Here is a 22,607-nt window from a genome sequence, read left to right as displayed (position 1 = left end):
GAAAGGCTGCAGCTATTGACCAAGTTAATTATGGAGCGAGAGGGGGGCGACTCCCTTAGGGGGGGCGGGGAGGCTGAAGCGATGTCCGGGGAAAGCGAGTATATTTTTGAACAATCAACCGTTAAAATACTTCGTACAGCAAAAGGCCCTCACCGACGGTGAGGGCCTTTCTATTTAGACGGGTTTTGTCCCGGCCTCTTCAGGCTATGCTTTTTCATCAGGCCTCCGGCCGGTGCCGGAAACGATCCATCCGATGATGCCGCCGGCAAGAGCGGGGATGAGCCATCCTACTCCGAGATCAAACAGCGGCAGTCTCCCAACCGTGGCAGTTAAAACTTCGGTAAACAGATCTGCGGTAATCAGTCCCTCTGGAATACTGACAACTGCTGCGCCGATCACCGCTCCTTTGTAGACAGCTTTTCTTCCGCCAAAGACCCGGTCGGCAAGTACAAGAACGATGAGTATGATCGCTACAGGATAGATCATGATCAGCATTGGGAGAGAAAACTGAATCAGCTGCGTTAGTCCCATATTGGCCATCGTAAGACTGAACAGGGCAATGACCCCCGTGGTAACCGGGTAAGGCACCTTCGGCAGCAGTTTTTTCAGATACTCTCCAAAAGCGGAGATAAGTCCGGTGGCTGTTGTAAGACATGCGATAGTAATCACCAGTGACAGCATAAACAGTCCGGTGCTTCCGAGAAGCATCTGGGAAACGGAAGTAAGAATCAGTCCTCCATTTTCCTGGTAGCCAAGTTCTGCTACACTGACAGCTCCAAGGTAGGCGAGTGAGAAGTAAACAAGGGCGAGTCCTCCCCCGGCTATAAGTCCGACCTGAACAGCCCTGGCAGTAAGGGTGCGTCTGTCTGTAATGCCGTGTTCCTTAATGCGGGAAACGACTATGATCCCAAATACGAGAGCTGCAATGGCATCCATGGTGAGATACCCTTCAAGAAAACCGGTGAAAAACGGCTGATCCGAATAGTTTTCTGCAGGCGGCTGAATTGCCCCCGGGGGTCTGAGAAATACATTAAAAGCGAGAACAGCAAGGAGAGTGACCAAAACAGGTGTAAGGAGCTTCCCGACTCTGGAAACAAGTTTTGAAGGATTCAGAGCGAGCCAGTAGCTGATCCCGAAGAAAACAGCTGTAAACAAAAACATAATCAGGGAATAACCATTTTCTGATTCCAGGTACGGCATCGCACCGATTTCAAAAGCGACGCTCCCTGTGCGAGGAATGCCGAACAGAGGGCCGATGGCTAAATAAACAGCAAGTGGAAAGAATAAGCCGAAGATCCGTCCGGCACGTTCCGAAACGTGCTGAAGATCCCCGCCCGACTTTGCCACCGCAACAATAGCGAGGACCGGCAGACCAACACCGGTTACAAGAAATCCCAGAACGGCTGTCCAGATACTTGTACCGGCTTCCTGTCCGAGTGCAGGCGGAAAAATCAGGTTGCCTGCGCCAAGAAACAGAGCAAACATCATAAATCCAATCGTAATAATTCCTTTTGTTGTAAGCGCTTTCTCGTTCATTTGACCAAACCTCCGGTTAACTGTATGTTAATCACAATCAAATGCATAAAAACGTTAAAGCATTAAAACCAAAAGTTATTTTACCATATCTTTAAATGTTGTAAACAGTATAAATTGCATGACTTTTTTCCGGGTGAAAGGTAAACAGGCCATGCTGGTTCACTAAATGATGAAAAACTTCCCCGAATTTTAAAAAAAGCTGCTCATTTGTGATACAATCAGCTGTTGGGTAGTATAGACAAAGTGCGGGGATTTAAGCACTAAAGGGGTTTTATTATGATTTATCTCGATAACAGTGCAACAACAAAACCATATAGTGACGTACTGGATGCATATATAAAAGTTTCAAGGGATTTTTTCGGAAACCCTTCTTCTCTTCACCCAGCCGGAAAACAGGCAGAGCGGCTCCTTAAACAGACCAGGGAAATGGCCGCGAGACTTCTGAACGTAAAGCCTGCAGAAATTCTCTTTACATCAGGCGGAACCGAAGGGAACAATCTTGCCATAAAGGGAACAGCCCGTCGGCATAAAAACAGGGGGAAGCACCTGATTACAACAGAAGCAGAGCATCCCTCCAGTTTCGAAACATTTCAGGAGCTCGAGCGTGAAGGATTTGAAGTGACGTGGCTGCCTGCAGATGAAACCGGCACCATAAAAATAGAGGATCTGAAAGCCGCTCTCAGAGACGACACGATCCTGGTTTCCCTTATACACGTGAACAATGAACTCGGTTCTGTAAACCCGGTAGTGGAAGCGGGGGAGTATTTAAAGAAGTATCCGAAAATCCGCTTTCATGTGGACCATGTCCAGGGAATCGGTAAAGTACCTCTTCGCCTGACCGATGCGGGTATTGACTTCTGTACAATCTCCGGTCATAAGTTCCACGGTGTAAAGGGAACAGGCCTTCTTTTTGCACGGGAAGGAACGGTTCTTTCCCCGCTTTTTTCAGGCGGAAGTCAGGAGTGGCAGATGCGTGCAGGTACAGAAAATCCTGCAGGTGCTGCGGCCATGGTGAAAGCTCTCCGGATTCACCTTGAAAAATCCGTTTCGGGAAATGAGAAATTGAATCTTATTACCGGCGGGTTAATCGCTTCTTTAAATGACATCAGAGGCATTGTGGTCAATACTCCGGAGGCAAGAGCCCCGCACATTGTTAATTTTTCAGTGCCGGGACTGAAACCGGAAGTGCTCGTTCAGGCATACGGTGAAAAAGGGATCTATGTCTCCACGAAAAGCGCATGCTCATCCAGGGAACCGGAACCGAGCCGGGTTCTGAGCGCGTGCGGTTTTTCCCGTGAAGTGGCTGCGAGCGGAATCAGGGTGTCCCTGAGCTATGACAATACTGAAGAAGACATTCATACATTTTTAAATTATACGAAGGAAATTGTTCCTTCTCTGCTGGAGGTGGCTGCAAAATGACAGAAATCAATTACGATCATATTCTGGTCCGCTATGCGGAACTATCCCTGAAGGGGAAGAACCGCAGTCAGTTTGAAAAAAGGCTTCAGCATAACGTAAGGACGGCACTGAAGGATTCTTTCCCTGACGTGCAGGTTAAACGTTCTTTCGGCCGTATGTTTATCAGGCTGAACGGACATGATGAACAGGGTGTCTCCGATGTTCTCCGGGGAGTATTCGGGATTCATTCTTTCAGTCCCGCACTCAAAACCGGTAACGATCTGGAACAGATAAAAAAGGCGGGCCTCTACGCCATGAAGGATGCCATGCCAAATGAACAGGGGACTTTTAAGGTATCGGCAAAACGGATCGATAAGACTTTTTCCGTGAAATCCCAGCAGCTGAACTATGAGCTGGGGTCCTATATTCTGACGAATACGGATGAAATTACAGTGGACGTTCATAAGCCTGATGTGGAGCTTCGGGTGGAGGTAAGGCAGGATGCAACTTACCTTACCTGCAGAACGGAATACGGGCCGGGCGGTCTTCCTACCGGCACGGGAGGCAAAGTGATGCTTATGCTTTCCGGCGGGATCGACAGCCCCGTAGCCGGATTTCAGATGTTTAAAAGAGGTGTGGAAATGGAAGCTGTCCATTTTCACAGTCCACCCTTTACAAATGAGCGGGCCCTCCAGAAAGTAAAAGACCTTACAAAAGTACTTTCCCGCCATGCCGGCGCAGAAATCAAACTTCATGTTGTCCCATTCACTGAAGCGCAGAAGAAAATTCATGAAGCTGTACCTGGTGAGTACGAAATGACGATTATGAGAAGGGTTATGCTCCGGATTGCTGAAAAAGTGGCATACAGACGTAAGGCCCTGGCTCTCGTTAACGGTGAAAGCCTCGGTCAGGTGGCCAGTCAGACACTGGACAGCATGAATACGATCAATGAAGTGACGAATATTCCGATTCTGCGGCCGCTTGTGGCAATGGATAAACAGGAAGTCGTGGAGATTGCGGAAAAAATCGACACTTACGAGCTTTCCATTCTTCCATATGAAGACTGCTGCACCATTTTCCTCCCGCCACAGACAAAAACGAAACCAAACCGGGAAAAAGCTGCACGGTTTGAAGCTCCGCTTGAGATTGATGCAATTGTCGACGATGCTGTTGAACGGACTGAAGTGCATCAATTGTCATCCAGTGAGGAACTGGATAAGGAGTTTGAGGACCTGTTTTAGAGTGTTCCATTAATTGGATGTAAATCCAGTAAATAATCTGAATGTGATTTTCCCTCCTGAAGCATCCTAGTTGGTACAAGGGAGGTGAAAAACATGGCAAACAACAGAAGCTCTAATCAACTAGTAGTTCCTGGTGTCCAGCAGGCTCTTGATCAAATGAAGTATGAAATCGCTCAGGAATTCGGTGTAGAACTTGGCCCGGATTCAACTTCTCGCGCTAACGGTTCCGTTGGTGGAGAGATCACTAAGCGTCTTGTTCAGCAAGCTGAACAACAACTTGGTGGCCGTCAATAATGAATAATATGGCTTAGAGGAGCGTCCTGATACGGGCGCTCCTTTTTCTTATTGGCTGTTTTTGTAAAGATTGCAGGGCTGGTAGAAGTTTTTGGGTTTTTCAGACTGCAGGATTTTGATTTTCACGGGTATGAGGAGTAAAATGAACAGGCAGACACTGGAATTTCACCGGTATTAAAAGCCGGTGGTATTACCTGAATTTTGATAAAAGAGGAGAGAGGGTCCTTATGGGAACACTTTGGTTTGGCGGCACGGTAAGGCCGCTTGATACAGAAGAGGCCTCCTTTAATGCTGTGTTTACAGAGAAAGGAAAAATCGTCGCCACGGGCAGCGAGGAAGCTCTTCGTGATGAATATAGAAACAGGATTACCCGGGAAGAAAACCTGTACGGGGGAACTATGTACCCGGGCTTTACAGACAGTCACCTTCATATGATCGGCCACGGTGAAAAAATTCAGCGCCTGGATTTATCGGAAGTGACCAGTGTGGATAAAATGATGTCGCTTTTAAAGGAAAGCGCCTCCCGGCTTCCTGACGGTAAATGGCTGATAGCGGATGGATTCAATGAAAACCTGTTTACACCCGCTGCCGTACCGCACAGAAGGGAACTGGACAGAGTGACTTCCGAACACCCGGTGGTGGTTTCCAGGGTGTGCCGGCATGCCATGCTCGTAAATACATACGCGCTGGAACTTGGCGGGATTGATGCAGCTGTACCGGATCCTCCTGGAGGCAAAATAGAAAAAGATAATAACGGTGTTCCAACCGGTTATCTGCATGATCAGGCGCAGGACTATATTCGTCATGTTATGCCTTCAATTGACGGTGAGTATCTTGAGAAAGCACTTCTTACATCCCTTGAAGACCTGTGGGAGAAAGGGTTTACCGGAGCCCACACCGAAGACCTGAACTATTATGGGGATCACATTCTGACGCTGAAAGTATTTGAGAATGTGATTGACGGTGAGAAAAGAAAATTCCGGGCAAATCTTCTTGTTCACCATGAAGTGGCCCGTCCTCTCCGTGAGGCAGGCTACCAGACAGGTCAGCTGAACCGGACACTGGAACTTGGCGCGGTGAAAATATTTGGTGACGGAGCACTGGGAGGAAGAACTGCACTTCTCAGAGACCCCTATTCTGATGATCCTTCCACTAACGGAGTGTCCATTCATCAGCGGGAGGATCTTATTAAAATCGTTGCCACAGCACGGGAACTGGTCATGCCTGTGGCTATTCACACGATTGGCGACCTTGCACTCGAGTATGCTGTGGATGCACTTGAGGCCCACCCGCCTCCTGAAGGAATGAGGGACAGGCTTATTCATCTTCAGGTGACGGCACCGGATCTGCTGGACCGGCTGCAGAAGCTTCCTGTTGTACTGGATATTCAGCCCCGCTTTGTTGCATCGGATTTTCCGTGGGTGGAACAGCGGCTTGGAAAAGACCGGCTTTCTCATTCCTTTGCGTGGAAAACCTATATGAATATGGGGATAGCCTGTGCGGGGGGATCGGATGCTCCGATTGAACCGCCGGATCCCCTGCTCGGTATTCATGCGGCAGTAACGAGGAGAAAGCCCGGTGAATCTCACAGCGGATATCTGCCGGATGAGAAACTGACGCTCTTTGAGGCGCTGCGCCTGTTTACTACGGGCAGTGCATCAGCCATCGTCAAGGAACAGGAACGGGGCCTTATTAAAGAAGGGTATACGGCGGACTTTACTGTTTTCGACCGTGATCTTTTCGAACTTGAACCTGACGAATGGCTCGACTGCAAAGTTACGATGACGGTTGTTGACGAGTCAATTATGTACGACAAAAGAAGTTAAGGCCACTGGCATTATTGCAGAAAGTGAGCGTAAGGTATGGAGCGCAGCTTTTATCCGGCGCAAACAGGAGCAGACAGAAATAAAGCACGGAAGCCTATGCTCCCGTGCCGTTACTTAAAGAAAACTCCGCTTTACTTTATGGAGGAACGTATTATCTTTCAGCTTGAGCATCTTAACGTGACGATCGGCTACTTTGATCCGGATTTCCTTACTGTGACGGATGCTCAGTGCCTCATTGTCCGCTCCCATGATCGGGTAGTCGTTCCCGTCCTGTACGACTTTAAGGACGAGTTCCCGGTCCCCGCTGAGAAGAAGAGGCGATCCGAGTGTACGGTAGGCGTTATTGTTAAGAGAGGCAATTTCGGTCAGCTGCATGGCAGGAAGGCGCGGATCGACTACTGCACCTTTCAGGGAGCGGTTGTAGGCTGTACTTCCTGTTGGGGTGGAAATGACCAGTCCGTCCCCCCGGAACGTTTCAAAGTGAAGATCATCTATATAGACGTCAACAACAAACGTTTTAATTACATTGGAGCGGATTGAACATTCGTTCAGGCAGTAGAAAGGCTTCTGCCCGTCCGCTGATACCTCGAGAACCGGGTACTTGAGTACCTCAATCATGTCGGTTTTCATGGCTTCCTCGACGCGGTCCAGTTCCTCGAGATCGAAGTCCGCATAAAAACCGAGGTGGCCGTCATTGATTGAGAGGTACAGGCAGTCCTCCTGAAAATCGGTTCGGCGAAGAGACTGAAGGAAACTTCCATCCCCTCCGATACTGGCGATGATGTTTGCATCCTCGACCCGTTCGACGAGATTGAAGCCGTATTGTTTTCCGAGTGCCAGCAGCTGATCCACTTTTTCCGGATCAGCTTGCGGTTCAACATAATGAAGGTATACGTTTTTTCTGTCTGTCATGTCTGCTCTTCCTTTCATTGTGTACTCTAAGTCAGTATTTGCAGAGTTTTAAATTACAGCCCTGTCATTATCATAATTCGTGATCAGTATCTTTAATCCTGCCCGTTAAGCGATGAAAGTCGCAGTAATGGGACAAAAAAATACATATTTTTATGGAGGTCGAGCTATTATGAATGGAAAACGGTGGCTTGCAGTCGGCCTGGCTGCAGCTTTATTCACAGTGGCAAGTTTATTCAGCCTGGCGGTGAATGCGATCACATTTGATCTGGATGATTTCTTCGAAGCCGATGAGCAGGTCGTGGATGAACACGTGCTTGAAGACGGAAACGGCCGCGGTAAAATTGTTGTCATTCATCTGAACGGTGTTATTCAGAGCAGCTATGACACACCGTCCCTGTTTGAATCCGGAGCCTATAACCATAGACGTTTCCTAAAGCAGCTTGACGCTGCGGCAGATGATAATTCTGTTGACGGCATCATTATCAGTGTGAATACTCCGGGCGGCGGCGTGATGGAAAGTGATCAGATTCACGACAAGATTATCGAAATTCAGGAAGAGTCGGGTAAACCTGTTTACATCAGCATGGCGAGCATGGCTGCTTCCGGTGGATACTACATAGCAGCTCCGGCTGCGCAGGTGTACGCTCACCCGCAGACAATTACAGGTTCAATCGGTGTCATCATGCAGTCACTGAACGTAGCGGAGCTGGCCGAGGATCTCGGGATCAGTCAGGAAGTGATCAAAAGTGGCCCTTACAAGGACATTATGTCCGTTACAAGGGATATGACTGAAGATGAGAGAGAGATACTTCAGTCCATGATCGATGAATCGTATGAGCGTTTTGTTGATATTATCGTTGAAGGCCGTGATATGAATCGTGATGACGTGCTGGAACTGGCCGATGGAAGAATCTATACAGGAAATCAGGCTTATGAAGCCGGCCTGGTCGATGGTCTCGGCGATCTGAGTGACGTGATTGACGATTTCAGAGAGGATATCGGAAAAGGGAACATCGACGTTGTAGAATATCGTCAGCCTTTCGGGTTTGGCTCGTTTATGGGCGCAACGGCGAATCACTTTGCAGGAGACCCTCTTTCACTATACACAATGAAGGAAATGATTCATCAGTCCCACGCTCCGCGGCTGATGTATCTGTACTCGGAGTGAGGTGGCGCAGATGAGTTCATATGAAAATCATGAGGAAATTGACGAACAGAAAATCAGTGATGATTACGATCATGAAGCAGCGGTGGCCCGGACTTCTGAAGACACTCGCAGTGAAGAATACGTCCTTGGCGGGTTCTGGATGCGCTTTTGGGCATATACAATCGACGTCATTCTTGTATCGAGCCTGAGCGGAGTGATTGCAGGAAGTCTCCTCCGTCTCGCGGGGATTCAGAACGCCACCCTTGGCATTTACAGTCTCGCAGGATTCCTCGGTGCACTGACCGGCTTCGTGTACTTCGTTCTGATGACGAAGTTTTACAGGCAGACCCTCGGAAAGATGATTCTGGGTATGCGGGTTGTCAGTGTGAAGAGGGAAACTCTTACCTGGGGAGACGTTATAATCCGGGAAGTGTTCGGCCGCTCTATCCATCAGTCCCTGATCATTACGAATGCTCTTTACCTTGTCGTGGCCTTCGACTCGCGCAAGCAGGGAATTCACGATAAATTTGCAGATACCGCTGTTGTGCTGGAACCGAGAAAAAAACGTTCACTGAAAAAATAAAAAAAATAAGCCTGCCCATACCGGGCAGGTTTATTTTTTTGAGCTGGGACAATACTGACAGATGAGGAGGTGTGCCTTTTGATCTGGGTAGCGGGGATACTTATTTTTCTTGCAGTGTTTATTTTCATACTTATGATTTCCAGGATAACCGTTCACATTGCCTACTTTCACGACGGCGATAATGACGAGCTGAAAGTTAAAGGGGTGCTCTGGGGCATCCTGCGATATACATACCGGATTCCGGTCATTGAGATTGATGAAGAAACACCAACAATTGCAGTGGAGGAAAAGAAAAGCTCCACTGCCTCCGGAACAGAGAAGGAAATAAAGGAAAAGATCTCCCTTCATGATGTCATTTTTGACATCAGGCAGTTGAGGAGGTTTCTCAAACACGTCTTTGGTTTCCATACGATCGTCAGGCATTTTTTCTCGAGAGTGCAGGTGAAAAAGCTTGTATGGAAGTCGGTTGTGGGAACTTCGGACGCGGCTCTTTCGGGAAGTTTAAGCGGAATTGTCTGGACAGTGAAGGGGCAGGTGACGGGGCTGATCGGTAATTATATGAGGATTAAATGCCTGCCGGACCTGCAGGTGCAGCCTGTGTATAATATGGCAGTTTCGAGAACGGATTTTCTATGCATTATTTCCTTCAGAATCGGACATGCTATGCTCGCGGCCATTAAAGTCATTAGGCACTGGCGTAAGGGGAAACCCTATTTTCCAAAGCAGTCTAAAGATCAGAGGAGGGATTTGAATGTCTGATCATCCAATTCAGGGGCTGATGAAAACAGCCATGGAAAACCTGAAAGAAATGGTGGATGTGAACACGATTGTCGGTGATCCGGTTGAGACGCCCGACGGTGGCGTCATTATGCCCGTAAGTAAAGTGGGCTTTGGTTTTGCAGCCGGAGGAAGTGAGTTTATTGTTGAAACACGAGGCGCCCATGGCGAACATGAGGAAAAACATCCTTTTGGCGGTGGTAGCGGGGGTGGAGTTTCCATTACACCGATCGCATTCCTTGTTGTTAATCATCAGGGTGTGAAGATGGTTCACCTGGATCAGAGCACACATCTTTATGAAAAAATGCTTGAATTTGCTCCGCAGGTCGTTGATAAAATTCAGCAGATGCTTCAGCAGAATCAGAAAAATCAAAAGTCTGCTTCACAGCAGCAGACGCCACAGCAGAAATTCAATCAGAGCGGTGACTCCCTGGATTTCTAGAACACTTAGGAGCTCCTGTCTTCCTGACAGGGGCTTCTTACTGTTTATCAGCATGGCAGGTGTGTTATTTTAAAGATGGAACAACATTAAGGGATAAAAGAGGAGGAGTTCAGTTATGGCAAATGTAACATTTAAGGAAAAGCCGGTGACACTCGCGGGAAATCAGCTCGGGGAAGGTGATCAGGCTCCTGACTTTACTGTACTTGCCAATGATCTTTCAGAAGTGAAGCTCTCGGACAGTAATGGCAAGGTTCGCCTCATCAGTGTCGTTCCTTCCATCGATACAGGCGTCTGTGAACAGCAGACCCGTCGTTTCAACGAAGAAGCAGCCAAGCTCGACAATGTTGAAATTCTTACGATCAGTGCAGACCTGCCGTTTGCACAGCGCCGCTGGTGTGCTGCAGAAGGAATCGAGAATATTCAGGTGCTTTCCGATCATCGCGATCTGGATTTTGGTAAAAAATTCGGTCTTGTCATCGAAGAACTGCGTCTGCTCTCACGGGCGATTTTTGTAGTGGACAGCAATGACAAGGTTACGTATGTGGAGTATGTCTCCGAAGTAACGAACCATGTTGATTACGAGGCGGCTCTCGAAGCAGCAAGGAATGCACAGTAAACCAGGCCGTACAACTTCTCATGAAAAAGGCAGCTGAATCAGCTGTCTTTTTTTTACGATTTTTTTGGAAAGATGTTTTCGGAAAGATTGTTGTTTTATTCCGCTGCAGGCGGACGCTTTCACCACAGGCACAAGTGCGACATCCGTTCCTGCTTCACGGTGTCTTCTATGCCGCGGGCAGGGCTTCAGCCTCCAGAGTAGTAATCATGCTTCTTCCTCTGCCCGAATCGCTCTGAAGCGTCTGCGTCGAAGCAACTCGAAGCGAACTCACGATGTAAACGCTCGTCCCTGCGGGGTCTTCTGCTCCTGCTCTTCCCGCCGGAGTCGCCGCATTTCGCTTCACATAATTTCCTGGTAAGAACAGCAATCTTTACGAAAAGAGCGTATCTAATCAGCTTTCCCTGCAGAATTAAGATCATTTGCACCATTCCGGTGGTCTGGTAAACTGATTAGATGGCAAAGATGTAAATTGGATAGGAGTGAATCGTGATGAACACTGAAACAAATACAGAGAAACTTTATACAGCGCTGGATCTGGCAGCTGAGAAAATACAGAAAAACACCGATCTTCTTTATCTTGATGCCCTCGCCGAGAGTGGGGAATCGATTCTTCAGGGGGAAAGCACCCTGAAACTGGAGGGAAAAGCCCAGGAGGAGTTCGAAGCCCTCATTCAGTCTGTACCGGACCTTGAAAACCTGAAGGCAGAAGAAATCCGTAAAGCTTTTCAGCTGGCGGTATTAAAGGGAATGAAGGAAGCAACACAGCCGAACCACGCCATGACCCCGGACGCTGTTTCCCTGTTTGCCGGCCATCTCGCCGAGCTTGTCCTTCGCAATGAAAAGAAAACGCAGGTAATACTTGATCCGGCTGTTGGATCGGCAAATCTTCTTACAGCCGTGATGAACCAGGCCCGCAGGGAGTTCCATGCGGTTGGTGGTGATGCAGATGAAACACTCATCAAGCTTGCCTATGTTAATGCGAATCTGCAGAAACACAACGTGGATCTGTTTCACCAGGACAGCGTCGCTGCACCTTACGTCAGCAACGTAGATCTCGTTGTCTCCGACCTCCCTGTAGGATACTACCCTGACGACCGGACTGCAGGGGAGTTTGAACTGAAAAGCAGTGAGGGTCATTCCTACGTTCATCACCTGCTTATTGAACAGAGCCTGAAACACGTGAAGCCGGGCGGCTTTATGATCTTCCTGGTGCCGAACTTCCTGTTTGAAAGCGACGAAGCCGGTGCCCTTCATGAGTATCTGAAGAAGGAAGCGGTCATTTACTCCCTTCTTCAGCTCCCGAAGTCCATGTTCAAACACCAGCAGCAGGCAAAAAGTATTTTTGTCGTCCGCAGAAAAGGAGAGGGGATCGAAGCACCCCGCCAGGCACTTCTCGCAGAGCTTCCTTCATTTACGAATAAACAGGCTCTGGCGGATATGGTGAAACGAATCGACGACTGGTTTGAATCCCACCTGAGCCAGGAATAGTGGCAAAAGAGTAAGCCTTCATATTAATGTATGCGGTTGGAAACAGTAAAGGTGTGCGAAACTGCTTCAAAATTAATATTCTGTGTTATAGTCGTGAGTGTGAAAGATATGTAACAGGTATTGCATTATCTGATTTGAAGTGGTTTAATATGTGTTGTTATTATTAGTACAACGGCATTTTTAGACAGATACAGATTAAGGGGAAGCTCTTCCCTTCTGTAAGCAGAACGAAGGTAAACTCTTGAAGGAGCGGATTGAACATGTCCAAAATTATTGCGATAAATGCGGGAAGCTCATCTCTGAAATTTCAGCTTCTCGAAATGCCAGATGAAACAGTGATGACTAAAGGGGTCGTCGAGCGGATTGGCCTGAACGAATCGATTTTCACTATTGAAGTGAATGGAGAGAAGAAAAAAGATATCCTCGATATCGAAGATCACGCAAAGGCTGTAAAAATACTTCTTGATAAGCTGACATCCTTCGGCATTATCGAGTCTCTTGATGAGATTGAAGGGATTGGCCACCGCGTGGTACACGGAGGGGAAAAGTTTAACGATTCCGTTCTGATTACAGAAGACGTAATTAAGGGAATTGAGGAAGTTTCCGAACTTGCACCCCTGCACAATCCGGCAAACCTTGTGGGAATCCGTGCGTTCCGTGAGGTACTTCCGAATGTTCCGGCGGTTGCTGTATTCGATACGGCTTTCCACCAGACAATGCCGAAACAGTCCTATTTGTACAGTCTTCCATATGAGTACTACGAACAGTACGGCATTCGTAAGTACGGTTTCCATGGTACAAGCCACAAGTACGTATCTGAACGTGCAGCAGAAATTCTCGGACGCCCGCTGGATCAGCTGCGCCTTATTTCCTGCCACCTTGGAAACGGAGCCAGTATCGCTGCGATTGATGGCGGCAAGTCCATTGATACGTCCATGGGCTTTACACCACTTGCAGGTGTGACGATGGGAACACGCTCAGGAAACATTGACCCGGCCCTTATTCCGTATATCATGGATAAGACAGGCATGGATGCCGAAGAAGTCATTCAGGTGCTTAACAAGAAGAGTGGTATGCTCGCTCTATCCGGTTTCTCGAGCGATCTTCGTGACATTGAGGAAAACGCCAATGGAGGAAACGATCGTGCCGAGCTTGCCATGAACGTGTTTACATCCCGTATTCACAAATATATCGGCTCCTACGCTGCACGTATGCACGGTCTTGATGCAGTTATCTTCACAGCCGGAATCGGGGAAAACAGTGATACAATTCGCGCAGCTGTTCTTGAAGGACTCGAGTTCATGGGGATCTACTGGGATCCATCCCTGAACAAAGTCCGCGGTGAGGAAGCGTTCATCAACTACCCTCACTCCCCTGTAAAAGTTCTCGTAATCCCTACAGACGAAGAAGTGATGATTGCAAGAGACACCATGCGTCTCTCCAAATAACGATGCAAAAGACCGGAATGAGCAGCTCATTCCGGTCTTTTTTGCACTCTTTTTTCATGATTGGATGCCTGCAGCGGGACTCCAGCGGCAGAGGGGGCCGGCAGAGACCCCGCAGGCAAAGCCGAGGAGGCTCGGCGCCACCGCCGCGGAAAGGGAGCGTAAGGCGTGAAGCGTAGCCTCTTTTCAATTCTTATCCAGTATAGAGGTAAGCCAAAATAAATAGGGCTGCTGGTTACGGTCCGGAATCAGGAATCCTCCTCATTGGGAAAGATGAAGCACCCATTAAGTATGATGGTAAATACTTTTTAAATTACCGTGAAATAGTATAATAAAAGGCAGAGAGTGCGAACCCCGGGAGGGACAATAAATGAAAACGATCGCAAATGTAAAGGAAGGGGAACGACTTGTCGGCTTTTTCCTTGTAAAAGAAAGGGAAGTACGCGTGGCTGTTAACGGTGACGAATACATGGATCTCCTTCTCGGAGACGCCACGGGCACGATCCCTTCAAAAATCTGGGATATTACCGAGCAGCAGAAATCGGCGGTCCACGTGAAAACAATCCTCAAGATTGACGGACAGGTCCGGCTGTTCAGGGGAAAAAAGCAGCTTCAGATCAATCGTGTGCGAATAGCCACGGATGAAGACAACATCGAACTTCAGAGCCTGGTGCGGAAATCCTCCACACCAAGGGAAGAACTGTGGCAGGACCTGCGTATGATTATTGATGATGTCCAAAACGACACCTATGGTTCCATAATCAGAAAGCTTTTTGGCAACAAGGATGTCAGGGACCGGCTTACGACCATACCGGCCTCAAAAGTGATGCATCACGCCTACTATGCCGGTTTACTGGAACATATTGTGTCGCTCTGTCACGCGACGTTACAGCTTCTTGCTGTATACCCGCATCTGAATAAGGATCTGCTGCTTACAACCTGCCTCCTCCATGACATTGGCAAAATAAGGTCCATCAATGATCCGATTACGCCCGAATACACGGAGGAAGGCGAACTGGTCGGTCACCTGGTTATGAGCGTGGAAATGATAAATGAAGCAGCGCTTGAAGCAGGTATTTCCCTGCAGGACGAAGAATTGACTGCTCTAAAGCACTGTATTCTCAGCCAGTACGGCGATACGGACAAAGGCCTCGGAAGTGCGATTTCAGGAAAGATTCCCGAAGCTGTATTTTTCAGCTCCATCGAAGAACTGGATGCCAGGCTCAATGCCATTCAGATGATTAATGGGGAAACGGAAAGCGGATGGGAATATCATCCGATGTTTAAACGGAAAATGAAAACAACCGAGTGAATCTATGGGGGGATCTACAATGGGAAATACGAGAGAAGAACAGGTTCTTGACGAAATCCGCTCATGGGAAGATTCTTATTTTGAAGAAACAGGAACTGACCTGACGCTTACATATCATAAGTGGATGAATCAGGTGTATGGTTCCATGGAAGGGAAATGGAAAGGAAAAGTCCTGAAGGCTGTGGATGATGTTCTTTTTCATGTGCAGTCTGCCCTTCAGCAGACGCGCTACGAAAAACAGACAGTGGAGCATCTTCTGACAGAGGCGAGAGTATTCCGTTCCGACATAAATGGCATAGGGGATCTGAAAAAGCTTTCAATTGATCAGCTTCGTTTTATGGCGAGAAAGCAGCTTGCCAAACAGCGGCTCGTTTCCCTTGCCCAGGGGGGCCTGACAGGAGTGGGGGGGCCATTGTTTACCCTCAGCGATCTTCCCCTCCTTCTGGCCATAAACCTGAGAACGATTCAGCGGATTGCCATGACGTACGGATACGATATGCGTAAACCGTATGAAATGATGTTTGTCCTGAAGGTATTTCACGTTGTTACCCTGCCGAGACATCTGCAGTATGAAGCATGGAGCGAACTTGAATCAGAAGCAGACAGTGCAGACGAGGATTGGATCTTTTATGACGGAGAGGACAGCGTTGTAACGGACGCCTGGATGCAGCGTCCGCTTCAGCACGCTTCCAAGCTGTTTGTTCTCACTGTGCTCCGCAAAAAAATCGTTCAGGGGGTTCCCCTCTTCAGCATATTTGCAGGTGCCGCATTCAACTATCAGTTCACGAAACAGACTGCAGAAGCAGCTCATCAGTTTTACCAGAAGCGGCACCTTACCGAAAAACTACGCATGGAGACGTGAATGTACAGAAAGTCCGTTCGATTCGCGGTACCATATCCAAAGATCATTAATAATTGAAGCGAGATCTGCAATCTCACTGTTCAGGCGGCAGCTCTGCACGAAATTTTCTTCTTCGTCCAGAGACTGCTGTTTTTTTTCAATCTGTATTTCAATTTCCTTCACTCTTGAAGGGATTTTTCCACGAATTGTTTCCCATTCCCCGAGAATCCTCTCCTGTTCCCCGGGCTCAAGGTTTTCCCAGCTTTCAGTCAGAACAGGCAGGGGAATGCCAAGCCTTGAATCGTATTTAAAAGTGTTTTTCATACTTCGCACCTCGGTTTACCGTGCAGACGGTTCGTTTCTGACAATCAGAACGTCACACGAAGCGTGCCGGGTAATATATTCGGAGACACTCCCGATCAGAAAACGCTCTACCGCGTTAAGCCCTGTTGCGCCTGTGACAATCAGGTCGATACTGTTGTCTGACGCTATATCTTTGGCGATTTTTACCTTGGGCGACCCGTAATCGGTGAGCAGCTTCACGTTTTCCACACCTGCTTCCAGGGCGTTCTCCTGATACTCCCTGAGCATGGCGTTTGCGTAGTCCTCAGCTTCTTTGACAATGGTGCGGTCATAATGTTCCACAGAAGCAAATGTCCTCGTATCGATAATATGGGCAATGTACAGGGTGCTTCCATTCTCCGCAGCCATGTCAGCTGCTTTCCTCATAGCGCGCTTTGCCTCATCCGATCCGTCTACAGCCACCAGAATATTTTCGTATCTGCCTCTCACAGGTACCGCCTCCTTTAAAGGGTAGTATACCACTCTTTTTCCACCGCATCTGCCGTGTAAAACGCCTGAGGCTGTCTCATAAAAGGCTATTTTGTGTCAGATACTAAAACGAGGAAAAGGAGGTGGCAAAGATGCCAAAGAAAACAAAGATGTCTGCGGGACTGTATGACAACGAGGGAGAAGCGGCGACTCATAACCAGATACTGGACTCGTATTATCAGCACTCCCGTGACCATGAAACCTTCAATGAGGAAGTGGCGGAAGAGCTTGTTCAGGAAGAAGGCAAAACCACGAAAAAGAAAAAGAAGAAGCGGAACAAATAGCAGGCAAGAGTATTTTTGAAAAGAACAGGGCGTCATGGCGGGACGTGTTCTCCCGTGGCGCTTTTTCTGTGCCGGGAAGTGGGAGCAGGCTTACTCTGTGTACTCTGCTTCAATCTTTAGTATAATATGATGTACCAATTGTGAAAGGAAAGTGGATCCATGCGCCATGCACTTGTTACAGCAGGAACAAAGGGACTTGGCAGAAAAGTAACAGAAAAGCTTCTCGGAGCAGGCTGCACTGTGACAATCCACTACCGGAGTGACCAGGGAGCCGCTGTTGAGCTTGAGCGCGATCTTTCCGACTATGAAGGCCGTTTTGATTTCGTACAGGGGGACCTGCTTTCCAAAGACGATCTGAACAGAATGACCCTTCAGACACTTGAACGGTGGGGAAAAGTCGACATACTGGTACTCAATGCCGGCCCTTATATTTTCGAACGGAAAAAACTGATCGACTATACAGAGGACGAATGGCACGCTATGATTGGCGGGAATCTGACGTCCGCTTTTTATCTTCTCAAGGATATTGTGCCGCACATGCGCGAACAGCGCTTCGGCAGAATTATTACATATGGTTTTCAGGGCTCGGAGCATGCACCGGGCTGGCTTTACCGGTCAGCTTTCGCCGCTGCAAAGACCGGGCTCGTTTCACTTACTAAAACGCTCTCTATCGAGGAGGCGGAATACGGGATTACCGCAAATATGGTCTGCCCCGGGGAAATTACGGGTGCAATGAAAGAAGCATCGATAGAAGAATCACGGAAACACCCCGACCCGCGAACGCCTGTAGGCAGGTCAGGTACAGGTGAGGACATTGCGCGGACTGTTCTTTTTCTGGCAGACGATCACAGTGACATGATTACCGGTACCGTCATTGAAGTCACAGGCGGTATCGACGTTCTGCATAAACATAGAAAGCCCGATGAATAAGAATAGTCGTTTCACCTCAAAATGACAAATGAGGTGAATAAGATGAAAATGCTGATCACGATTGCTGCTTTACTTGTATCCATCTGCTGGACTCCTTCGGTTTTTGCCGGTGGGGATGAGCTGCTCCAGTACAGCGAGATCACCATTACTGCTGTTTCAGACGGTGTGGAGTATGAATGGGAGTACATAAATCCCGACCGCTTTGAAGTTGAGAGAGGAGAAGCCATTATAAAAGGATCCGAGGCGGAAAAGGAAATTACACAGCTCGTATCCGCAATGGCCCTTTCCGAAAATCCTTCAGCCGAGTCTCTGGCGCAGGTTGTGAAGTCGGCAGGTTTGAGTGACCTCTCTTCACTTACCGTAAAAGCGCTGGACCGGGACCGCTGCCTGTTTACGTGGGGGTGGCGTAACGAAGATTCATAAAAGCTTTTTAAACAGGAAATGAGGCTGGTTCCGGGGGACAATTGCATCCCTGATGGAACCAGCCTCAGTTTTTTATCTCATATTAAACAATCTGCAGTTCTTTCGGAAAGGTCGTAAAAGTTTCATAACCGTCTTTTGTAATATAAACGTCGTCTTCTATTCGAACCCCGGCCTGGTTGGGAATATAAATGCCCGGTTCGATCGTAAATGCCATACCCTCCTGGAGAGGTGCGTCGTTTTTGGCATGCATGGATGGGAATTCATGTACTTCAATCCCCAGCCCGTGACCAAGACGGTGAGGGAAATAATCACCAAACCCTTTGTCACTGATCAGCCCACGTGCGGTCCTGTCCAGTTTCCCGATCGGAGTGCCGGGACGGCAGAGGCTGAGGGCTTCTTTCTGGGCCCGCAGAACCGTTTCGTAAATCTCGCGGTCATCGTCACTGACATGGTCGAAAAAGACGGTCCGGGTAATATCAGAGGCGTATCCTTTCCAGATGACCCCGAGGTCAAACAGAACAGCATCGCCTTTCTTAAGTTTACGTGTTCCCGGATTACCGTGAGGATCTCCGGCTTTTTCACCGAAAAGAACCATCGTGGAAAATGCCATTTCCCTTACGCCTTTTTTCTTGAGCTCGTATTCAATAGCTGCAAGCACTTCCATTTCCGTAATGCCTTCCCTCAGGCTGGCGACACCTGTTTCAACTCCAAAATCGGCGAGGGCAGCAGCTTCTTTCAGCAGTTCCACTTCGTCTTCACTTTTCAGAAGCCTTGCCTGTTCCATGACAGGATCTGCTTCAATAAATGAAGCTTCAGGGAATACCTGCTGCAGCTCCTTTAGCCGCTCCCATGAAATGCCTCTCTCAACGGCAATGACGGAAATGTCCTCCTGGCGCGATGTCCATTCTGTTTTCAGCAGCTCCCAGGGGTTGTCTGTATCACTGTAACCTGCGGTATCCCCGTTTTTCAGGATATCTGTTACCTGGTTTACTTCCATTCCCGGACAGATAACAAGGGGGTCACCGTCACGGAACAGGCAGGATCCCACGAGCCTTTCGTGAGGATCTGTATCGAACCCGGTTGTGTAGAAGACGTTTGCCCGTGTCTGAAGAAACAGTACATCCGCCTGATTTTCGTCCATCCATTTTCTGATCTTTTCGTGTCGTTTACTCAACAAGTGAATCCCTCCTGTACATTCTTGTCTTATCACCGAATCCATTCTATCATAAAACTGATGCATGATTGCCGGACAGGCAGGGTATTAAAGTAGATGTCTGAAAATCTAAGTCAGGGAGTGAGAGATTTGAAACTGTCATACCACGGACATTCCATTGTAAAGATTGAGACAGGCGGCAAAACGATTCTTATCGATCCATTTATTAATGGCAATGAAACGACGGATCTGGATGCTGATTCAGTAAAAGCGGATGTTATTCTTCTCACACACGGCCATAATGATCATGTCGGGGACACCGTTGAAATCGCCAAGCGAAACGATGCTCTGGTCGTCGCTCCGTTTGAACTTGCCACCTATCTCGGGTGGCAGGGAGTAAACACCCATCCGATGCATATCGGAGGCGCACACGAATTTGATTTCGGCAAAGTAAAGCTGACCCAGGCTTTCCACGGTTCGGCTTATACAGAAGAGGAAAGTCAGCGGATCGTTTATACAGGCATGCCTGCGGGAATCCTGTTTTTTGCAGAAGGAAAAACAGTATATCATGCAGGGGACACCGGACTGTTTTCCGACATGAAACTGCTCGGTGAGATGTACAATATCGATGCAGCATTTCTTCCGATCGGTGATAATTTCACGATGGGTCCTGAGGATGCTGCCGTTGCTGCCAAGTGGATCGGCGCAGAAAAGGTTATTCCGGTTCATTACAACACTTTCCCGGTTATTGAACAGAATCCGGATTCATTTGCCGAATCGCTCTCAGGCGGATCGGGCGTCGTCATGAAGCCGGGCGATGAAATTGAACTGTAAATAGGCATAGGCAGAATTTCTGTTAGAACCTCCTTTCAGGGGGTTCTTTTTTCTGTGCTGTGTTCATGTAGATTGTTGTTATTGACCAAATTAATTATGCAGCGAAAGGCGGCGACTCCGGCGGGAATAGCATCAGGAGAAGACCCCGCAGGGACGAGCGTTTACATCGTGAGTTTGCTTCGAGCTGCTTCGACGCATACAGCTTCGAAGCTTACCTTGCAGAGGAAGAAGCAGAAGCACTCCCCAGGAGGCTGAAGCGATGCCCGCGGCATAGAAGACACCGTGAAGCATGAACGGATGTCGTACTTGTGCCTGTGGTGAAAGCGTCCGCCTGCAGCGGAATAAAACAACAATCTTTCCGAAAACAGCTTCTTTCTGTGGATGAGATCATTTTTACTCCTCTCCGGCAGGAAGGAAAACATGCAGTTCTCTTACACGGGGACAAGTCATACATTACAAGTGAGGTGGTCTAAAATGAAAAGCTCACGACTGTTTTTGTGTATTCTCCTTGTGTTTCTTTTAATTTACCTTGCGCTTCCCCGTCTTCCTTTTACGGCGGATGGAGGGCTTGGTCCGTGGTTTGCATACGGCTGGATTGCTTTTGCCCTGCTTGCACTGGGGGGCAACGTCTACGGCTGGCTTGTTGAGCGGGAAAAGGAAAACAGAACCGAAGGAAACGGGGACATAGAAGACACAGGGAAGAGAAACAGGGCAGGAAAAAAAGTGCGGGAAACCTACTGATCAGCTTGAAACCCTTTTCCTATCCACGTATACTTGTATTAGTACAGTTTAAATAAAAGAGTGGAACAGCTCTTTTGAGGTGGGAAAAGGGATGACCAAACATGAACAGATTCTACAGCATATACTCTCTTTGGACGTAGGGAGCAAGATTTCGGTCCGTCAGATTGCCAAATCACTCCAGGTTAGTGAGGGAACGGCATACCGGGCAATTAAGGATGCAGAAAACCAGGGAATTGTAAGTACTATTGAGCGGGTAGGGACGATCCGGATTGAAAAGAAACAGAAGGAAAATATTGAAAAGCTGACATTTGCAGAAGTGATCAACATCGTGGACGGGCAGGTTCTCGGCGGCCGAAACGGACTGTATAAGACACTCAGCAAGTTTGTCATCGGCGCCATGAAGGCTGAAGCGATGATGCGCTACGTGGAACCGGAAAACCTCCTCATAGTAGGGAACCGGGAGCAGGTGCACCGGATGGCCCTGGAATCAGGTGCCGCAGTTCTGATTACCGGGGGATTTGAAACGAACGACGAAGTGAAGGCGCTGGCCGATGAACTTGAACTTCCCATCATGTCCACCAGTTACGATACATTTACCGTGGCGGCGATGATCAACAGGGCTATTTACGACCAGCTGATTAAAAAGGAAATTCTGCTGGTTGAGGATATTCTCATACCGTTTGACCAGACGTACATGATGACCGATGCCCACACGGTTGAAAAATGGCACGAACTGAATAAACGGACAGGCCACAGCCGCTACCCTGTCATCCAGGAAGAGGACAGAAAACTTCTGGGGATGGTAACGGCCAAAGACGTCATGGGCGTAGGTCAGTTCATTGAAATTGAAAAAGTGATGACCCGGCAGCCGATCGCTGTAACAACCCAGACTTCCGTTGCCTCAGCTGCCCACCGGATGGTGTGGGAGGGCATTGAACTCCTGCCTGTAACGGATGCCAACCGTAAGCTGCAGGGTGTCATCAGCCGCCAGGATGTCCTGAAGGCCCTTCAGATGATTCAGCGTCAGCCGCAGGTGGGAGAAACGATCGAGGATCTCGTAACCCGCCATTTTGAAGATATCTCCACCTCTCAGGAGTATGTCTACCGCCTGGATGTTACGCCGCAGATGACGAATCATCTCGGAACCGTCTCTTACGGGGTTGTCACGACAGTCGTAACCGAGGCAGCGAGCCGGATCCTTCGAAAATACAAAAAAGGTGATCTCGTCGTCGAAAATATGACCGTTTTCTTTATTAAACCCGTTCAGATTGACAGTGAAATCCGGGTTTACCCGAAGGTTCTTGAAGCGGGGCGTAAATCGGGGAAAGTGGATGTGGAGCTCTACCACGAAAACCAGATTGTCGGAAAAGCAATGCTCATGGCCCAGCTGATTGACCGGTAGGTGAATCCTGCCTGCATTTTGAGAGGTAATGGATGAGCGACGCCAATTCGACTGACGACTCTAAAGCCGATTTAATAATGCCGGAATCAGCTCTCAAACGCGTTTCACCTGTAAAAAAACATCCCGGCTGCAGGGACAAACCTGCGCCGGG

At 48.4% G+C, this 22,607-nt stretch carries 24 protein-coding genes; 19 read left to right on the top strand and 5 right to left on the bottom strand.

What is annotated here, in order from left to right; genetic code table 11:
- Positions 1 to 204: 204 nt before the first annotated feature.
- On the bottom strand, positions 205 to 1,536 hold the full coding sequence (brnQ, locus tag FGB90_RS11970) for a branched-chain amino acid transport system II carrier protein (RefSeq protein WP_138811071.1): 1,332 nt from the start codon (positions 1,534 to 1,536) through the stop codon (positions 205 to 207).
- 276 nt (positions 1,537 to 1,812) lie between these two features.
- Here brnQ and FGB90_RS11965 point away from each other — a divergent pair, with 276 nt between their 5' ends.
- From FGB90_RS11965 to FGB90_RS11950, 4 genes are all read left to right on the top strand, one after another.
- Complete coding sequence (locus tag FGB90_RS11965) at positions 1,813 to 2,955, top strand: cysteine desulfurase family protein (RefSeq protein ID WP_138811070.1); 1,143 nt, start codon at positions 1,813 to 1,815, stop codon at positions 2,953 to 2,955.
- Between the two features lie 5 nt (positions 2,956 to 2,960).
- Positions 2,961 to 4,175, top strand: coding sequence for a tRNA uracil 4-sulfurtransferase ThiI (gene thiI / locus FGB90_RS11960; RefSeq protein WP_138811232.1), 1,215 nt, complete (start codon positions 2,961 to 2,963; stop codon positions 4,173 to 4,175).
- 93 nt (positions 4,176 to 4,268) lie between these two features.
- The gene (locus tag FGB90_RS11955; protein WP_138811069.1) at positions 4,269 to 4,469 is read left to right on the top strand and encodes an alpha/beta-type small acid-soluble spore protein; all 201 of its coding nucleotides are present in this window, start codon (positions 4,269 to 4,271) and stop codon (positions 4,467 to 4,469) included.
- Between the two features lie 227 nt (positions 4,470 to 4,696).
- Positions 4,697 to 6,295 (top strand): amidohydrolase, encoded by a 1,599-nt coding sequence (locus tag FGB90_RS11950; protein WP_138811068.1) that lies wholly within the window; start codon positions 4,697 to 4,699, stop codon positions 6,293 to 6,295.
- A 114-nt stretch (positions 6,296 to 6,409) separates the two neighbouring features.
- Here the strand turns inward: FGB90_RS11950 and FGB90_RS11945 are convergent, their stop codons facing one another.
- On the bottom strand, positions 6,410 to 7,207 hold the full coding sequence (locus tag FGB90_RS11945) for an NAD kinase (protein WP_138811067.1): 798 nt from the start codon (positions 7,205 to 7,207) through the stop codon (positions 6,410 to 6,412).
- A gap of 169 nt (positions 7,208 to 7,376) precedes the next feature.
- Here FGB90_RS11945 and sppA point away from each other — a divergent pair, with 169 nt between their 5' ends.
- The 9 genes from sppA to FGB90_RS11900 all read left to right on the top strand — a co-directional run bounded on the left by sppA (position 7,377) and on the right by FGB90_RS11900 (position 15,879).
- Positions 7,377 to 8,375 carry a signal peptide peptidase SppA gene (gene sppA / locus FGB90_RS11940; RefSeq protein WP_138811066.1) on the top strand — a complete coding sequence of 333 codons (999 nt, stop codon included), beginning with the start codon at positions 7,377 to 7,379 and terminating at the stop codon, positions 8,373 to 8,375.
- 10 nt (positions 8,376 to 8,385) lie between these two features.
- On the top strand, positions 8,386 to 8,937 hold the full coding sequence (locus tag FGB90_RS11935) for an RDD family protein (RefSeq protein ID WP_138811065.1): 552 nt from the start codon (positions 8,386 to 8,388) through the stop codon (positions 8,935 to 8,937).
- A 78-nt stretch (positions 8,938 to 9,015) separates the two neighbouring features.
- The gene (locus tag FGB90_RS11930; protein ID WP_138811064.1) at positions 9,016 to 9,696 is read left to right on the top strand and encodes a DUF2953 domain-containing protein; all 681 of its coding nucleotides are present in this window, start codon (positions 9,016 to 9,018) and stop codon (positions 9,694 to 9,696) included.
- Positions 9,689 to 10,156: a GerW family sporulation protein gene (ytfJ, locus tag FGB90_RS11925; protein WP_138811063.1), complete on the top strand. Its 468-nt coding sequence runs from the start codon at positions 9,689 to 9,691 to the stop codon at positions 10,154 to 10,156. Before FGB90_RS11930 ends, ytfJ begins: the two co-directional genes overlap by 8 nt.
- Positions 10,157 to 10,271: 115 nt before the next feature.
- A complete protein-coding gene (gene tpx, locus FGB90_RS11920) occupies positions 10,272 to 10,772 on the top strand; it encodes a thiol peroxidase (RefSeq protein WP_138811062.1) in 501 nt (166 codons plus the stop codon).
- A gap of 489 nt (positions 10,773 to 11,261) precedes the next feature.
- Positions 11,262 to 12,260 carry a class I SAM-dependent methyltransferase gene (locus tag FGB90_RS11915; RefSeq protein ID WP_138811061.1) on the top strand — a complete coding sequence of 333 codons (999 nt, stop codon included), beginning with the start codon at positions 11,262 to 11,264 and terminating at the stop codon, positions 12,258 to 12,260.
- A gap of 260 nt (positions 12,261 to 12,520) precedes the next feature.
- The gene (locus tag FGB90_RS11910; protein ID WP_138811060.1) at positions 12,521 to 13,708 is read left to right on the top strand and encodes an acetate kinase; all 1,188 of its coding nucleotides are present in this window, start codon (positions 12,521 to 12,523) and stop codon (positions 13,706 to 13,708) included.
- A 367-nt stretch (positions 13,709 to 14,075) separates the two neighbouring features.
- Entirely contained in the window at positions 14,076 to 15,017 is a 942-nt protein-coding gene (locus FGB90_RS11905; protein ID WP_138811059.1) for a 3'-5' exoribonuclease YhaM family protein, read from the top strand.
- Between the two features lie 19 nt (positions 15,018 to 15,036).
- Complete coding sequence (locus FGB90_RS11900; protein ID WP_171051801.1) at positions 15,037 to 15,879, top strand: EcsC family protein; 843 nt, start codon at positions 15,037 to 15,039, stop codon at positions 15,877 to 15,879.
- On the opposite strand, the gene FGB90_RS11895 is transcribed toward FGB90_RS11900, so the two are convergent.
- Together FGB90_RS11895 and FGB90_RS11890 are read right to left on the bottom strand one after the other, a co-directional pair.
- On the bottom strand, positions 15,862 to 16,182 hold the full coding sequence (locus FGB90_RS11895; RefSeq protein ID WP_138811057.1) for a hypothetical protein: 321 nt from the start codon (positions 16,180 to 16,182) through the stop codon (positions 15,862 to 15,864). The genes FGB90_RS11900 and FGB90_RS11895 overlap by 18 nt on opposite strands.
- Before the next feature lie 15 nt (positions 16,183 to 16,197).
- On the bottom strand, positions 16,198 to 16,650 hold the full coding sequence (locus FGB90_RS11890) for a universal stress protein (protein ID WP_138811056.1): 453 nt from the start codon (positions 16,648 to 16,650) through the stop codon (positions 16,198 to 16,200).
- Between the two features lie 131 nt (positions 16,651 to 16,781).
- Between FGB90_RS11890 and FGB90_RS11885 the strand changes: the two genes are divergently transcribed.
- From FGB90_RS11885 to FGB90_RS11875, 3 genes are all read left to right on the top strand, one after another.
- Positions 16,782 to 16,973: a hypothetical protein gene (locus tag FGB90_RS11885; protein WP_138811055.1), complete on the top strand. Its 192-nt coding sequence runs from the start codon at positions 16,782 to 16,784 to the stop codon at positions 16,971 to 16,973.
- Positions 16,974 to 17,132: 159 nt separating this feature from the next.
- Positions 17,133 to 17,903 (top strand): SDR family oxidoreductase, encoded by a 771-nt coding sequence (locus FGB90_RS11880; RefSeq protein WP_138811054.1) that lies wholly within the window; start codon positions 17,133 to 17,135, stop codon positions 17,901 to 17,903.
- Positions 17,904 to 17,945: 42 nt separating this feature from the next.
- Positions 17,946 to 18,326 (top strand): hypothetical protein, encoded by a 381-nt coding sequence (locus tag FGB90_RS11875; RefSeq protein WP_138811053.1) that lies wholly within the window; start codon positions 17,946 to 17,948, stop codon positions 18,324 to 18,326.
- A gap of 82 nt (positions 18,327 to 18,408) precedes the next feature.
- Here the strand turns inward: FGB90_RS11875 and FGB90_RS11870 are convergent, their stop codons facing one another.
- Positions 18,409 to 19,500 carry a M24 family metallopeptidase gene (locus FGB90_RS11870; RefSeq protein ID WP_281280048.1) on the bottom strand — a complete coding sequence of 364 codons (1,092 nt, stop codon included), beginning with the start codon at positions 19,498 to 19,500 and terminating at the stop codon, positions 18,409 to 18,411.
- A gap of 129 nt (positions 19,501 to 19,629) precedes the next feature.
- On the opposite strand from FGB90_RS11870, the gene FGB90_RS11865 reads away from it, so the two are divergent.
- The 3 genes from FGB90_RS11865 to FGB90_RS11855 all read left to right on the top strand — a co-directional run bounded on the left by FGB90_RS11865 (position 19,630) and on the right by FGB90_RS11855 (position 22,456).
- Complete coding sequence (locus FGB90_RS11865; protein ID WP_138811051.1) at positions 19,630 to 20,313, top strand: metal-dependent hydrolase; 684 nt, start codon at positions 19,630 to 19,632, stop codon at positions 20,311 to 20,313.
- Positions 20,314 to 20,787: 474 nt separating this feature from the next.
- Complete coding sequence (locus FGB90_RS11860; protein ID WP_138811050.1) at positions 20,788 to 21,054, top strand: hypothetical protein; 267 nt, start codon at positions 20,788 to 20,790, stop codon at positions 21,052 to 21,054.
- A gap of 91 nt (positions 21,055 to 21,145) precedes the next feature.
- The gene (locus FGB90_RS11855) at positions 21,146 to 22,456 is read left to right on the top strand and encodes a DRTGG domain-containing protein (RefSeq protein WP_138811049.1); all 1,311 of its coding nucleotides are present in this window, start codon (positions 21,146 to 21,148) and stop codon (positions 22,454 to 22,456) included.
- Positions 22,457 to 22,607: the final 151 nt, after the last annotated feature.

It is taken from the genome of Alteribacter natronophilus (assembly GCF_006007885.1).
Taxonomy (GTDB): Bacteria; Bacillota; Bacilli; order Bacillales; family Salisediminibacteriaceae; genus Alteribacter; species Alteribacter natronophilus.
Note: the sequence above shows the minus strand (reverse complement) of the source record. Positions and strands in the feature narration are given on the sequence as shown.

Bases quoted from the DNA above. Each gene is read 5' to 3' on its own strand.
- FGB90_RS11875 (WP_138811053.1), top strand. From the start codon at position 17,946: ATGAAAATGCTGATCACGATTGCTGCTTTACTTGTATCCATCTGCTGG.
- FGB90_RS11965 (WP_138811070.1), top strand. From the start codon at position 1,813: ATGATTTATCTCGATAACAGTGCAACAACAAAACCATATAGTGACGTA.
- FGB90_RS11860 (WP_138811050.1), top strand. From the start codon at position 20,788: ATGAAAAGCTCACGACTGTTTTTGTGTATTCTCCTTGTGTTTCTTTTA.
- tpx (WP_138811062.1), top strand. From the start codon at position 10,272: ATGGCAAATGTAACATTTAAGGAAAAGCCGGTGACACTCGCGGGAAAT.
- FGB90_RS11950 (WP_138811068.1), top strand. From the start codon at position 4,697: ATGGGAACACTTTGGTTTGGCGGCACGGTAAGGCCGCTTGATACAGAA.
- FGB90_RS11885 (WP_138811055.1), top strand. From the start codon at position 16,782: ATGCCAAAGAAAACAAAGATGTCTGCGGGACTGTATGACAACGAGGGA.
- FGB90_RS11905 (WP_138811059.1), top strand. From the start codon at position 14,076: ATGAAAACGATCGCAAATGTAAAGGAAGGGGAACGACTTGTCGGCTTT.
- FGB90_RS11900 (WP_171051801.1), top strand. From the start codon at position 15,037: ATGGGAAATACGAGAGAAGAACAGGTTCTTGACGAAATCCGCTCATGG.
- brnQ (WP_138811071.1), bottom strand. From the start codon at position 1,536: ATGAACGAGAAAGCGCTTACAACAAAAGGAATTATTACGATTGGATTT.
- FGB90_RS11910 (WP_138811060.1), top strand. From the start codon at position 12,521: ATGTCCAAAATTATTGCGATAAATGCGGGAAGCTCATCTCTGAAATTT.
- FGB90_RS11955 (WP_138811069.1), top strand. From the start codon at position 4,269: ATGGCAAACAACAGAAGCTCTAATCAACTAGTAGTTCCTGGTGTCCAG.
- FGB90_RS11895 (WP_138811057.1), bottom strand. From the start codon at position 16,182: ATGAAAAACACTTTTAAATACGATTCAAGGCTTGGCATTCCCCTGCCT.
- FGB90_RS11880 (WP_138811054.1), top strand. From the start codon at position 17,133: ATGCGCCATGCACTTGTTACAGCAGGAACAAAGGGACTTGGCAGAAAA.
- sppA (WP_138811066.1), top strand. From the start codon at position 7,377: ATGAATGGAAAACGGTGGCTTGCAGTCGGCCTGGCTGCAGCTTTATTC.
- FGB90_RS11915 (WP_138811061.1), top strand. From the start codon at position 11,262: ATGAACACTGAAACAAATACAGAGAAACTTTATACAGCGCTGGATCTG.
- FGB90_RS11945 (WP_138811067.1), bottom strand. From the start codon at position 7,207: ATGACAGACAGAAAAAACGTATACCTTCATTATGTTGAACCGCAAGCT.
- FGB90_RS11855 (WP_138811049.1), top strand. From the start codon at position 21,146: ATGACCAAACATGAACAGATTCTACAGCATATACTCTCTTTGGACGTA.
- FGB90_RS11935 (WP_138811065.1), top strand. From the start codon at position 8,386: ATGAGTTCATATGAAAATCATGAGGAAATTGACGAACAGAAAATCAGT.
- ytfJ (WP_138811063.1), top strand. From the start codon at position 9,689: ATGTCTGATCATCCAATTCAGGGGCTGATGAAAACAGCCATGGAAAAC.